Raw genomic sequence first — 15822 nt, 5'->3', positions numbered from 1 at the left:
GAATACTCCACCGCTGCCAGTAGCCAGTAACGCTGTTTTTCGTTTAGCAGTACTATCAAGGCTTGCAAGCTCGAAAGGCTTAATATCAACAGCATCAAGACTAAACCCTCTAGGGTTAGGTTGATGATCTCGTAAATACTCGATATCTTCAGTCGACATATCGCCATCTAATATATCTTTGGCATAGATATTAGCGATAAGTACCTGTTCAAGTAGGTCTTCTAAATCTTCATCTTTATTTGAAATAGAACCAACTCCACCGACAGTAAGCGGCGTAAATGGATCATTGAAGTCAGCAGTAAAAGCGATGGTTTTATCTGGTATTGAGGAGCCAAAAAGTTGTTGATTAGGATAACCAGGTTTTCTAAACAAGCCTGAAGCTGCCAGTGCAATACCTGACTGACTATCAACTATCAGCTTTCTTGGTGCAGTATTAGATACTTGAGTTTTCCCAAGTGCCTTAAGACCGTAACCTAATTGCAAGTTGTTCTGCGTGGACTGTGCAGCCCTGCTTGTGACTCTGACAGTTTTCATTCCAGATGGGTTTGCAGGCGCAGAGAATCGAAGGTGCTGACTGGATAAGACGCTAATATTATTTGCAGCCGCAGACCCCACCCATACCTGTGTCCCTTCAGTTAGACTGGAACCCGGCTCAAACCCATGGCCCCATAAGTCAATCATCTCGCCGCCCTTAACATCCGTCCATAGCGGCGTTGAGGAGATCGTTTCCAACTCAGCATCAATAGCGACAGCGCCCCTTAACCTAGCTGTCAACTCAACACCATTCACAGTGACTTCAGCGATGAGATCATATAAGCCTGCTTGCTGAATAACTGGAGATGTAAACTCAATAAGATATAGAGCATCATTATCAGGAGACTGAGTTACCTGCTTAATAGTGGCTAGCTCACCTCCCAGATAGAGTGCGAGTTCATCATAATGTTTCGGCAATCCAGACAGAGTCAAACTCATCAGCTTATGTTCGCCAACAAGCACTCTACGCGGTAATACTTGGTGCAATCTCAGTTTATCAAGTTGTTCAGGTAAGAAGTTGAACAGATAAGAGCTATGACTTTTTGTTTCGTACAGAGTAATAGCGTCGCCAGAAGCAAGAGGTTTAACAGATTTTATACCAGGTTTAACATTAAGCTTTACAGATTCACCTGCCACCAACCCAGAGGTTGAAAGCTTAACTAAGATATCATTATTTGACAGCTCGACATCGCTAGCCAAACCAGCGCCATCTTCACGTTTTACAGATAATTTCAGCTTATTATCATCCCAAAGATCAACCGCCTTATTAAATCTCAAATGGATCTGGCTTTGTTGCTCACTATTAGGAGAGAGTATTCTTGTTTTAGGCTCTACCGAAATAATTTTTAACGCGACATCGTTAAAGCTAACAATAGAGTGAATTGGTGTACTACCTTGCCCCAAATAACTCGCACCAATAATGGAGTAATCGGTCGCAACAAGGACCTCTACATGCCGGCCTGAATCCACAAAGCCTGCTAATTCGACAATCTGGTCTGGATTACTGATATCCAGTGCTTTTATCCCTTTATCTCCTAAAGCGATATAAAGTACGTGGCCACTAATAACAACATCATACACGTGACCATACTCATCAATTCGACTTTTAAGAACAGGGGCCTTGGGTTGACTAAAATCAATAATACTGAGCCCGAGATCACCCGATGAGGCATAAGCATAACTCCCTTGAGTAACAACATGGGAAGCGGGAATGTCGATTCCACTAACAAGAGATAAACCTTGGGTCGTAGAGTTGCTAAAGAGGTGGACACCACCACTATTCAAACTGTGATCTTTAAGAGTATTGAGATTAAAATCAAACTCCCCAGAAGCTACGACAAAGTGAGTTTGGAGAGGGGAAATCTCTATAGGAGCAACATCCAACGCAAGATGTTTATCGCTCACTTCCACATTTGAAGAGAGATACAATTTAGAATGTTGGTACGTATCTATCTGGCCTAAACCTAGCTCAGCCATGGCGAGGAAAGCGGACTGATTTTGAACAAACAGTCCTTTGGCAAACTGACTTGTCAACGCCAACTGATTAACTAAGGTATATTGGCTTATATCTAAACTATCAATCGCTAAAATAAAGAGCTGACCCGAACCAGCTTCTGGCTCACCACTCCTGTTTATTTTTGCACCTGTTACAAATATTCTATCATTGCTTTGCTCAAAGAAACCAGCAAGACCAAGAGCAGCATACCCTTCAGGCAGTTCATAATGCCCAACTAAACTTGTTTGGTTAGCCTGAGCCTTACTTAAATCCTGCAGATATATGCCGTCATGACCTGCAGCAACAAATAGATAGTTTTGAGAAGGATCCAGCAAGGTATCATATATCCTCCCTCTGCCCTCAAGCTCAAAGCTACCAGGCATTCTATATTCAAATCCCTCGCTTAATGTAGCAAATCTACCATCATCGTAGGTGATCTGAACATCGGCTTGTCCTAAGGCACCAGCAGGAGTCTTAACTAAAATATGTTCTGCATCAATCACCTTGATATCGTTTAATGGGACTTCAGTACCACCAAAACTAATAGTTAATCGCTCAAGCCCAGGTTCAAAACCTTGTCCTATCAATTGAACTTCATCTCCACCAGCAACACTGCCAGTAGCAGGAACGATAGACGACAGCGATAGGTTTCCAACGTAATTAATAGCCGCCAATTGTTCAGCTTTACTGCCATCTTGAGCCAATACAGTAAGCTTTGCTGGACCAGCTTGATTTGATGGAATTAAGACACGATAACTCTGCCCTGCTACGATTGTTTCTGTAATTTGAGCGGCTTTTCCTGCGACATAGAAGTCAGGATCTACAGCGGTTCCAAGAAGGGAGATGACAACTTCCTCACCTTGAGTATTAATAGAGTGGGGAGTGACAGTATCAATATCAAAGTATGAGGTGATACCCGATGCTGTTTTGAAACTATAGCTATAATCTACTAAACCTTGCGAACGCTGGCTTAAAGGTTTAGCTTTTAATGAAACTCGATAACTTTGTTGTGGGGCTAATGTTTGTTTAGGCTTTAAAATAAACTCATTGGGTTTTGCTTGATCCCAGAGGTAATCAACTTCAACCGCCTCTCCTACGTCACTGCCGTCTTCTCTAACCAAGTTCATGTACTTAGCCAAAAATTGATCTACTGGCTCACCAGCAAAATTCACATTTCCAGTAAATATCACTTTAATATGGCTATCGACTGAGACGGCCTCTTGATTAGGAGCGGGGCTAAGAGAGTTAATATCTAAGGTATGAAGGTCAACAAAGCTAAGTTTATTGTAGTAACTATCTGATGCAATAGATAAAATGGAGATACCATCATCTGTTTGTAGTAGTGGCCCTGGAACACAGCCTAAATCACATAGTGTCACTACATCATGCAGACGGATCAGTGCCTTATCTGAAAGGTCGTACACCGGAAGATGAGTACGATATTCAGCTGGGCGCATCTTAGGGTCCCCAACCACCTCTTCAAGTGCCTGGGTAGCTAATGTTTCAGATGTGGTAATTGAAGTTACATTGCCTGGTAATGTAAAACCAAATCCATTAAACAGTGATTCACGCTTCGCTCTATCAAGCTTCGTTAGATCCCAAAAAGAGATCTGTTCTTCACTATTAACCATATAGGCTGACAGTGGCGTCCCAGCAATAGGAGCAGAAAGAGAGTTTACAGCGGTAATCGCAAGCTCTGGAGTGGACAAGTCATAAATAAAGCTCGCGGCTCCTCTCTTTCTACCTAAGAAAGTTGTCAACCAAAGTTTATCTTGCTTGATTGTCAGATCATCAATCGATAAATCATATTCTTTTCCTTCAAACTCAACACTATCCCATGTTTTTAATACAAAAGGTCGAGTAGGGGAGCTAATATCAAGAACTGCAACTTGGCTATTAGAGCCTGTTATAAGTAGATTGTCTTTAACTAAAATTTGTTGTGCCACACTATCAAATGGCAAGGCTACAGAAGCAATAATCCCTCTACTGACAGGCTCTTCATTCTCTCCAGGTAGCGCCTTAATTCTATCAACGACAAATAGGTATGAGAGGTCTTCAAACTCAAGAGCGACATAAGGGAAGTTTCTACCCTTAGCGGCAATATAGATATGCTCATCCGCTAAGGTTAATGCCTTAGGAATAACAGTTTGGGGCAGATCATAATACCCAAGCCCATGCATAGGCGCTGCAGAGTTTAATCGCTCTCGATCGTAATGCACCACCGATAACCAACCAGGCGCGTAATAAGTCGACACATATTCTGGTTCAAAAACTTGAGACTCTCTTTTTGCTCTATAGTCATTAATCCCTTTACCTAGCACGTAAACGAGTGACAGCTCACTATCACTTGCAATATCGACAATACCACCTGCTGGCAGCTTCACAGGATCTAATAAACCACCAGTTTCACCACTATTGTATTGTTTAATCTCGTCCAAAGTGAGAGGTTTTCGAGTCTCTAATGTCCTATCAACCACCAGCCCTCCATAAAATAGTGCTTTTGACAGCACAGCTGTTCGACCACGAGTATCGGTTAACTCAATATCTACAAACCCTCTGAAATTTTCACCAAAGTCAGGTACTCGCCAATCAAATTTCTCAGCACTGTAAAGGGTGAGTCGATCACCATCGACTTTCTGTATCACCTGCTCACCCACCCCATCACTACGATAAGCCTTTAACGTTATTTCAGGGCTAAACCCATGACCTATAAGGGTCACTAGATCATTGCGCCCCTGTTGGCTGACGCTAACAAACGGTGGAGAGACAAAAGAGAGGCGTAATTGATCTACATAGGTAAATGCCCCTGGAATAAATGTATTTACAGCTCCAGGATTAATTAGATTTAACGCTGCAGGCCCTGGGTAATTGGGTATAGTTGTGGCTCTAATAAGATCTAATTCAGTTTCTGTATCCCCTAATTCAAGCTGGGTAATGCTCAAAGGTAATCCACCAAGCTCAAGCTTTATCTCTTGGCTGAAATGATAACCTTCAATCAAGATGTCAGTCCCACCCGCAACATCACCTTGTGCAGGTGTAATACTGACAAATTCAGGTGCATTAGCGGAGAGTGCAGAAATAGTTGTAAAGCTAAAGATATAATCTTCTGGCAGCATGTACCCAGTAATTGGCTTAATTCCAGATTTAATACGTACAAAGTAGTGACTGTCTGCTTGCAGCTCAAGCCCATCTTTCAGCTTTGCCACCATAACTCTGGTTGAGGGTTCACCATCCACTAATGCTTTAAAAGCAAACTCAAAACTATCACTGATATCTAATCCGATATCTGGATGCCCCTGAGTGACACTAATATAATCTTGCCAACTCAGATCAGCCGGAAGTGCGGATGAAAAGTGAGTTTCAATATCAAGCGATAAGGTACCCACATTATTTTGATCTGCGTAGGGGCTATGGCTCACTATGGTTAAAGTTGGAAACTCTAATTCTATGACTCCCTGTTTTCCAGCAGCCAGCTGCACTCGGCCATTTGCTAAAGCAATATCTGTCGTTAGATAGTCACTATCAGATACGGGCCTGTGGCTTAACACTGGACGGCTTGGATCAATCTGGGGCATACCAATTTGCTGTAACTCAATGATCTCTACAACACCTTCAGCTGGTTTCCCCTCTTGATCGACAAAGTAAGTACTGACATAAGCTTTACCACCAACGACCTCAACATCATAAGCCCCCCCACTAGAGTAATCCTCTCGCTGAGGTTTAAGCGTAAAGGTATTGGTAATATTTAAATTAACAGGGTCGGTAATATCTAAGACATGCAGAGCGCCAGCTCCATCCCATTCGCCCATATCAGTAACATAAGCTTTATTGCCTACAATTTTAAGTTTATTAGCAATACCTGCGGTATCTAACGTCGCCACAATTGGCATCTGTGGACGTGATAAGTCTGCAACGACAACACCTTGATAGGAAGCAGTAATAAAGGCGTATTTACCCGCAACCTGAACATCTCGCACAAAACCATCAGGCTTAATAAAGCCAACATGGTAAGGTGCCGATAGGTCACTAACATTGACCACTTGCACGCCACCAGCGCCATTAGCGACTAGTGCTAAATTACCTGCTTGTGCAAGGCTATAAGCATCATTGAAGGGAAGCTCGACTGTTCCAGCTAATAAATATGGGATACCAAACTGCTCATCCTCATTACGTTTATGAAAAAGTAATATTTCAGCTTGCGGGTTATCGTATAAAGCTCCATTCTCAGGAAACTCTTCTATCTCTGATTTGAGGTAAAAATTAAAGTCTGGATCTTTCAGACAGCTAGCACAGTCATCACCAGATTTAGCAGCTAACACTAAGTTATTCCTAGCTGATACTCCTGTGATTGTCCCTCTGAAAATCTCAGCACTACCGTTCATGAGCTCAGAGAAGATGAATCTCTCCCCCTCTTCCGGCGCTTCTTGGTGGTCATAAAAATCAGCAAGAAATAGCCCTGTATAAGCTTTAGGGATCTCGTCAAAGTCTCTCTTTACCGTACTATCAAAACGACTAAAATCCTTCAGAACATCTAAAGCTGATCTCGTTGACCAAGAAGCCGCTAAACTTTGAACTCCTTCACCCGAACTATATTGAGCTAAATTGCCATAAAAGATCTCTTTAGCACTCTCTTTAGGTGTTAAGCGCCCCTCAACACTAGGACCGTCAGTAGGTAGCCAAAAACGATGTTCTGAGATTGGCAGCGACACTTCATGACTCGTTTCCTCTTCAACAAGGTGTTTATTTGTCACTACACGGGTCACAATACGAACACGTTCTCCACGTTTATTTTCATGGGATAGAATGCGTCCATCACTAAACTGCGCCCAGTAGAGATAACTATGATGATTAGGATTACCCGTCTCTAGCCCAAGCTCAAGGGCACGACTGTCATCGTAGGTTAACTCCCTCTCTATACTCGCTAATGTATGCCATACCCCGCTATCATCTTGATATTCTCTTATCCACTCTTGTAAAACTCGACGTTGAGAAATTGAACCTATATCTTTAATCAGCACGCTAGTTAATTGAGTTTCTCCCCCCTCAAGAATATCTCCCATTTGAGGTAAAACAGATACAATTTCAGGAGCAACAGTATCCTCAACAATACCTAATCTTATAACTTGGGAAAAACCTGCTTGATTAAGTTTATCGTATGCGACAACTTGAATTGCCACACCACTGGCGTCAGCAGAAGGCAATATTGATGCTTTATACCAATTATTTATGCCAGAAGAACCATCGCCTTGATAGGGCTCTGTCACAGTTGATACGGGGGTATCATCCATCAAGAAGACGACTCTATCTATACCCGCCACACCTAAGTCATCACGAACTTCTGCAAACACATCTATGGCATTACCTGAGATAAGATAACTCAGCTCATTAGCAGGCTTAATAATATTCACTTCAGGTGCCTTGTCGGCAACTATGGTAAACCTTTTTGCCGCAGACAGAACCGACTCATAGCCATCTTGATCTATAGCGATCGCACGATAGCTCAAGGTTTCTCCCACAGCGATATCTGCAGAGTTTTGATGAAATTCAAAAGGAGCAGAGTTATCTCTTCCCACTTCAACATAATCGGTATCGACAGTTGCATTTACCCCACGGAATAAAATGACACTACCAACCCCCTTCTCTGCATCTGACGCGAGAACATTAATAACAAATTCACGACCACGAGTGATCTCATCAGGATTATTCTGTAACTCTCCTTCGCTATTTAGAAGCTCGATACTATCAACTAATGGCTTAGCATTTGCCCTTAATAAAAATGACACCTGCTTTTGATTCTTATTATTAGCACCATCAGATGCAATAACATCAATAGCCATAGGCAAACTATCCAGCTCGCTCCCCTCTCCCAAATAACTGGCGATCGTGCCTAAAGGAATGCGTCCAGAATATGGGGCGTTTAACAGGTACTGCTGTTTTATTAACTCAGACTCACTTAACACTCCATTAAGATCTTTATCTGCATAGAGATTCAGTACAATATTTCCAACTTCAACATTATCAGTCGCTTCAATGTAGTACTCTAATGCACCTTTCTCTGAAACTATGGCGTTATGTATAGGCGCCAAAATTGATATCTCAGGCACTGAAGTATCTTCACTAATCGTTACGTCTATTGTTTGAGAGCTAGCTAAACGCGCCTCTCCTTGATACCTTTTTTCGGTCGCTGTCGCAGTAAAACTAATGTTTTTCCCTTTCTGTCCGTAAGGGACTTTTATCAGAAACTCATAGGGCGCACGAGCCACTACCAATTGCTGAGGGCCGGTGATCAACCCAGCGACTGCGAGTCCCACATTTTCAATCCCGATATCATCAATGGCATTGATTTGAACCAGTATATGTTGACCTTCAAGGTATTCATCGGCCATCAAAGGCGCTGCAATGGTGACAATTGGCGGTTCATCTTGTTTAATCGTGACAGTTAAAGACTCTGTTGCCAGATGACGGTCTAAATCTTGATTACTCGCCCCATAAGTATCTAGTGCCTCAACCTCAAGTACTAGCTGATTACTGGTTGAGTCACCAAGCTCTGGCACGTCAAAGACAAACGTATAAGGGCCGGACAATAGCTTACGTCTATAGATCTCTTCCCCGCCTTGAGTAACCCTAAGATTAACGTAATGAATCCCAACATCATCATAGGCATGTACATTGACAGCCAATTTACTGCCTGAAACAACTCGCTCCAAATTACTCGGTGTTACTATGTCCACTACAGGTCTTTCATCGACTCGAATAGGATAGGACTGCTCTATTTGATACTCATTTCCAGCATGATCCCTTGCAGTGAGTTTCACCCACAGATCAAAACGGTTCTCATCACTTACAGCCACTTGATCGAAGAATTGATACATATCGGCTATTTTAGGAACAGATACCAGATGGTTATAGATAGGCGTATCAATATTATTTTGTGTTACCGCTTCAAAGTCTTTAGCAGGAATTGAGTTTATAGTTCGAACAGGAGTGCCATACTGTTGTTTTATATAGCCCTGCCCTGTTTTTATTCCATACGCTGTAACTAGGTTCATTTCAGCGACTTTAACATTGTCAAAGCCTCTAAATGTAATAGGTAAGGTACTTGCTTCTGTCACTAACTCGGTGCCTACTGGCGAAATGATTGCAGCTTGAGGCTTTATCTCATCCTCAGCCCCTACAAACTGAATTTCATCACTACCAATAGCCTGATCTTTATCGACAATTTGCGCAGCTAAAGCCACTGTTTGATTAGCACCAATAATCTCAATTGGTACAGAAATTATATACTCCCTAACCGACAGATTATCGCTGTCTGGCCGAGCATACTCTTCAGCCACTTGAACGCCATAATTACGTTCAAAATCATCATAGATCTCTTCAAGCAACTGCAGATCTACAGAGGTTAATTCATGCGAGATATCCTTAGCTTTTAATGCTTGCATTCTAAAGCCATCGATAAACAAGCTTGCTTGGAATTCATCAAGAGGCATATCATCAGCCATCACTACACGCGCTGTTAAGTTAAAACTTCCAGCTGCGATATATTGATCGGCTGCGGGTTGAGTGATACGAATTCCGGGGACAATATTAGCTAACGGATGTACGTAAAACCTAAGACTGGTTACCTGGCCAATATTATCTGTCAATCTCAGCTCATATTGTTGAGTTTTAGCATATTCGAAAGTAGCTGACAGTTTAGCTAAATCTTTTAATGTCGGTAGTTGATGGCAGTCGTGATCATAACGTTTCTCAACTTCAACAAATTCAGAACCATCCTCTAGCAAACGGATAAGCTGGAGCTTTTCAAGACCTGAATCATCACTTACCGAAAGGTCTAAATTAAAAATAGCCCCCTGTCTAATCCAAAATTCACCATAATTCAGCCGAGTCAGATCGGTGATCTTGCGGTGTGATTCAAACTTCTTCCAACTTATTTCAGGGGCGTTATTAGCAGTCACAGGTAGTTGTAGTGACTGTTCTGACATATTTCCAGAGGGATCTTCAGCAACAAACCTAATCGTCGCTAGACTACCAGGGGTTAAGGTTTGCTCGATTGGAAGGTAAAGTTGATGTAACCCTTGCAGCAATACGCTACCGTGCTCCGCTAATTTTTTATCATTTAAATAAATAGATAATTGACGAAGATGTGCAGCATTATCGCTCAAGTTAGCCTCTATATTGAGAACTTGCCCCGCGATGATTGTTGATGTCAAACTTGGCTGGCTCAGTTCAATATCAGGAAGTTCACCATCTTCAGATATAGTAATTCTCACAGGCTCGATCAAAGGCTGACGCTCTACCGATGAAAAGTTACGATCCGCAGCAATCGCAAAAATATCAAAAGAGGAGGTAACAGAACTTAAAGGTAAAACTCCGACTTCACCTTTAGTTTTATAAACTTGGTTATTTTTATCTCCATCACTCTTACTTAAACGACTCATCGTAAGCCATGAGACTTGTGTACTTTTTGTATTATCCAGTAACTCAACAGACAAACGAACCTCTTCGGGATCTACAGCTAATAATCCCAATTCACCAGGGAAGAGCTGTAAACCACTTTGCTTCTCGAGATCGAGTCTTATCTGTTTAATATAACCGTGAGCAGTTCCATCACTATACTCAGGAATAATCACAGCCTCGGTGACACCAAAGGGGAGAAGATCACTTAGGATTACCCCCTCTTTAGCACTGATGCTCCTTTGCTCCCAAAATTGTGGGCACTGATTCTTAGTGAGGTAGCGTACAGTAAAGTTAATGTCACTTTCTAAGCTGCCTTTAACAAGCGATAAAGTATCACTTAACCTTATCCTCATTGGCGTGACGATTAGTTCACCTTGAGAAAATTCATAATAGTTTTGATTATTAACTTTCAGCGACCAATCTTCAGTGGCCTCCTCATAGCTGAACCCGAGATTAAGCAGATCATCAGATAAAGTGGCTTCGCTATTACCATTAGCTCTCAAATACCAAGCTTGTCTATTATCAGCTAACAGCTCAAATGAGGTCGCTAACGATGCCGAAAGGGTTGGTTGCTTTTGATTAGCATAGTCATCTACTAGCTGAGTTTGATAGAAAAAGACACCGCCATGAACCTTAGTTTGCGGTAATTGAGCAGTGACCTCTATCTGAGCAGGACTATCGGGCACAATCTTAAACGTATGGCTAAGAGAAGCTTTATTCCCTCTATGATCCCATGCATCAAAAATGATGCTAATGTGCTTACCTTCACCTTCGATAGGCGAAAAATCGGAAAGATCTATCTCTATTGGAGAAGGGCTAGCATTTGAACTTAGCTCAACTCTCTGCTGATTTACATTCTGCTCATAAACGATAGGAGAACTTTCATTACCAGGGAAGTAAACTTTATAAGCAGCAACGCTGACATCATCCTCAATTGTAGCTTGCAACTTCACGACTTGTCGTTCAACCACCTCTCCTAAAGGAGATTGTACATTGATCAAAGGTGGCTTTATATCTGCACTAAAGGTGAGCGGAATCGAAACCGATGAGACCGTATTTATACCATTATCTCTAGCTCTTAGTACAAGTTGATACTGATTATCAGCCTCCCCCCATAAGCTTGCAGGCAGCAGAGGAAAACCACTCACTTCAGTAAAATATTGCTCTTTTACTATCGTAGAGCCTAAGGTTATGGGATCGGGAATTTCGATAGCTTTAATGCTATCTTCGCGCGTTAAGCTTTGCCACTCTAACTCTGTTTCATCGCCTTCCGAATCGATTAAAATCCCATTCACTGTATTAACAAAAATATCGTCTAGAGCGGACCCTTCAATAGAAAAATTCTCTCCAGGAAGCAATACAAGGGCCTCTTCAGGCATCAGCATAGTCACAGTGGGAGGGCTGACATCATTTAACGCCACCAGCTCAGTCAAGCTCGTTCCAACTTTACTGTGGTTATCAATAGCATGAACTCTAAGCTCGACTTTAGAGGAGTCGGGGACATGTGGAAATCTCAAAGAGGTTGAGAATTCAAACGTCGACTTATGTTCCCCGTTTTCAGGTACAATTGTTTTCGTTGCGACTACTTGCCCATCAACAAGAAGCTCAAAGGTTGCTTCTCTAATGTATCCGTCATCATCTACTTTTGCTCGCGCAATAAACTGCTCTCCTTCATATAGCCTCTCCCCATCAACAGGGGATAAAATATCGACAACGGGAGAAAGGGTATCTCTGACTTTGTATTCCCATCTATTTGTTGAGCTATTTCCAAAAATATCTGTCGCATCTATTTCAAAAACAGCCTTAGTTTCATCAGATAAAACAAAGTGAGTTCTCTCTAGAAATGAGATGTCATCCTGTACATAAACCGTCTCTATGATTTGACCATTTAATTTCAGAGTGGCAACTTCAATAGGCGAAGCATCTTTTGCTGCCCAGACTAGAGTTTGTGAAACCTCATTAAGAAGATCACTACCAATTACGGGTTCATCAATACTGCTCAATGGGCCATCAGTATCAGCCGAAATATTAATGGACTTCGAATAGTTTTCAGATGCAACACCAGACTTATCAAAAGCTTGAGCAACTAAAGTTAACGTTTGTGTTTTATTCTCCAATGCCAAAGACTTAAGATTAATATTAAAGTTTGCACTGGTATTCTTAGCAACAGTTAAGCCTGAAGCTCCCTGGATATTACGTTGTAATAGAATCTCTCCAGCGTCATTTGAAAGTATTAAACCTATCTTTACCACTGCTACATCATCATTAGCAATAACGGAGACATTCAGCTCATCCTGAGCCGTATAGCTATTTTTGTTTAATTTAAGATCCGTCACTTCTGCTCTAAGATCTTCTGTAACTGCAATTTTTAAATTGGAAAAGCTCTCATTTCCTCTTGCATCTCTAACCGACGTAATTAGATCATAATAATCAGCTTCAGCACCATTCACTCCCTGAAAAAGAGGAAAACGAGTAAAAGCAACAATAGAGAAAGCATTCGCGCTACCTGGTATCTCCTGAATAGCAATGTCATTTTCAGTTACAATATCAGTAGCCAAACCTGTTAACACATATTGACCTCCACTCTTTCTTATTCCACTGAGAGAGAAGCTTTTAACACCAACATTGTCATAACCACTAATCTTAATTAACTCGTCAGTCCCCTCTACAACCGATGCTATAGAGGTATCAGCTAGAACTCCTGTAACTGGTGGCGCAACGATATGCACAACAGGAAGTTGCTCATCAAATCCTAAGCTGACATTAACGAGCTGACTAGAGCCTAAGTTACCACTAGAATCAAATGCCTCAGCCCTCACCTCTAAACTTTGTACACCTTGTGTAAGATCCGGCGTTTGATAAACGGCGCTGTATGGAGGGGTAATATCTGTACCAATTTTGATATCATTAACATAAAAATCGACCTGCTTGATGGCAATATCATCACTGGCAGATGCCATTAACTCAACAGGCAGACCCGCTACCCAATTTGCTCCTTCAATAGGTGATGTGAGAGCAATTGTTGGCGGCTGGTCTCTTTTAACATTAACTTTAATGGTTTCTGATTCAGTACTTTCCCCATGATAATCAATACTCCTAACCACCAAGTCAAGCGTGCTCCCAAGCGCGTCCTCAGCAATATTGATTAACTCATCTATGGTTATTAAGGGGACATCCACTGAGGGTTGATACTGCTTATCTATATCCACTAAACGTCGATTAAATATCTGCTTCCCATCAATAGTAGCGTGTATCTCAGTGCCAAAATGTAATGTGTCATCACTCACTGTGACTCGTAATGGCATAGGTTGGCCAGCAACCACAGTTTGTGATTGGTGGGGTTTAGTAACAAGTAACTCAGGGCTTGAATTTTCAACCAACCTTATTAACCTGCTTGCAGTATCAGCAGTTTTTCCCTTGCTGTGTACCTTAGCGAACAGGGCTGCTGAGGTCTCCTTTAATGAGCTTTCCGGCGAACGAACTTCAGCACTCCATACCTCAAAGAGATACTCTTTTTCGCCACTACTTGTTTGAATTTTACGGATCTCAAAGTTCGCCCTTAATGCCTCAGCAATTACGTCGCCATCAAAGAAAAACTCTATCTTTTTTATCTTAGGTAAAAAGATAGTATGAGCATGCTTTAACGGCCCAACTTCTCTTGCAAGTTGGTATCGAATAGGCGATGACTCAACAATTTTTTGATTTTCTATCGGAGATTCAAAAATTAGTTCTGAAATATCAAGCTCAACTTTATCCGCCACCAAAACATTACTAATTGCAATTTCAGAGTATTGCCCAGCCGAGTCTACAGCTAAAGCCTCAAGCTTTAATTTCTGTCCTAGCATCTCTGGCGTGATAGGAAGTTGAATCTGATAGGGGTATTCCAATAAACTACTGACAATTGAGCCATTCAACATAATGTTGACCTTGTGAATAGCTACGTCATCTTGGGCTTCAACACTGATTAAAATCTCCTCTCCAACCTCAACCTTATTTGGTGCATATAAGGTTACTATTGGCAATGCATCCTGGGCCTCTATATCTAAAGTACCAGAGATAGAACTATTGCCTTGCAGTGAAACTTCAAGACTTATTGGAGAGTTAGCAACCACAGCCTTCTGTGCCCGAATGTTGCTACCATTTAAACTCAAAATATCTTTAGCATGCTCAGGTAGCACCAAATTTAAAGGATACTGATCAGCAATAAGAGTACGAGATCCATCATCAAAAATAGCTTCAATTTGTGGAAGTTGAAAATCTTTATTTAAACTAGGAAGTACAAAGGAGCTAGTTTCAAAGTTAGCAAATGCCAGTCCAGTCAAATTTTTAGACAAATCGATGCGAATAGGAACACTAAGTTCAGGCAAGCCTGGGTAGTTTAATTGAATAGTTGCTGTCGTATTTTCAACACTAGAGTTCAGGTACACCACGCCAGAGGAGTTAACATAAACTTGCTCAGGTTTGTCAGATATATAAGAAACACCTCGGCCAGCACCTTGAACAAGTGTCTCGCCGCGAAACTCAAACTCGATACTCGGTGTAATTGTCACCGACTGAAGAACATCTGTTATTAAGATCTCCTCAGGAAACACTCGCCAAGATAGCGCTTTCTCCTCAATATTTCCCCCAGTGCTTTCAATTGAGGAAAGCAGACTTTTATTCCCCGAAGCATCAAGAGCATACGCATCAATTAATACCAGTGCATTACTAGCAATCTCAGCTTGGCTCAAACCAGATTGAATAGGAATATTAATCACAAACTCAGTCTGGTCATCGGATTTTGGATAGATACGGGCGTATCCATTGGTAGCAGCAAAAGCTAGAGGCTTAACCTGCTCAACGACTCCTCCTACACTTCGAAGATCAGATGCTTTAAAGGCTGTCACATCAACACCTAAATAGCTTAAATCAATATCATCTTGCGCAGTAAAGACTAGAGAAAGTAGCTGGGCTCCACCGTCTTCGACAACTGAAACGCTTGATAGCTGAAGCTCTGGGGAATTTACCTCTTGTTGAAATTGCTCCGAAAAAATTTCACTAGTTCCATCTTTAAAGTTAACTCGAACACTTGGGCTGAATTGTTGGGATTCATCTGTAGAAAAAAGATATTGGCAGCTATTACTTGCTTGATTATCCGCGGAGGGAGTAAGTTGCTGATAGCTTCCACTACTGGAAACTTCAGCAGAAGCAACAACTGAGCAGTCACTTAACCAAAGTATATAATTTTGAGTACTCTGGGCCGCTAAAATACCAGAAGCTCTAATATCGGCCTGCACCTGTCCATAACTTGCTCCACTGAGAAACAAGAAAAAAAGAACAAAAATCCATTTTAACAT

Annotated in this window: 1 protein-coding gene (only partly in view); it reads right to left on the bottom strand. The window is 41.7% G+C overall.

What is annotated here, in order from left to right; translation table 11 throughout:
* Positions 1-15822: the start of an Ig-like domain-containing protein gene (locus tag K0625_RS12580; protein ID WP_220110018.1), read on the bottom strand. 21657 nt of this gene lie to the left of the window's left edge; 15822 of the gene's 37479 nt are visible here — the first part of the coding sequence; its start codon is at positions 15820-15822; its stop codon lies beyond the left edge, outside the window.

It is taken from the genome of Shewanella nanhaiensis (assembly GCF_019457885.1).
GTDB classification, from domain to species: domain Bacteria; phylum Pseudomonadota; class Gammaproteobacteria; order Enterobacterales; family Shewanellaceae; genus Shewanella; species Shewanella nanhaiensis.
Note: the sequence above shows the minus strand (reverse complement) of the source record. Positions and strands in the feature narration are given on the sequence as shown.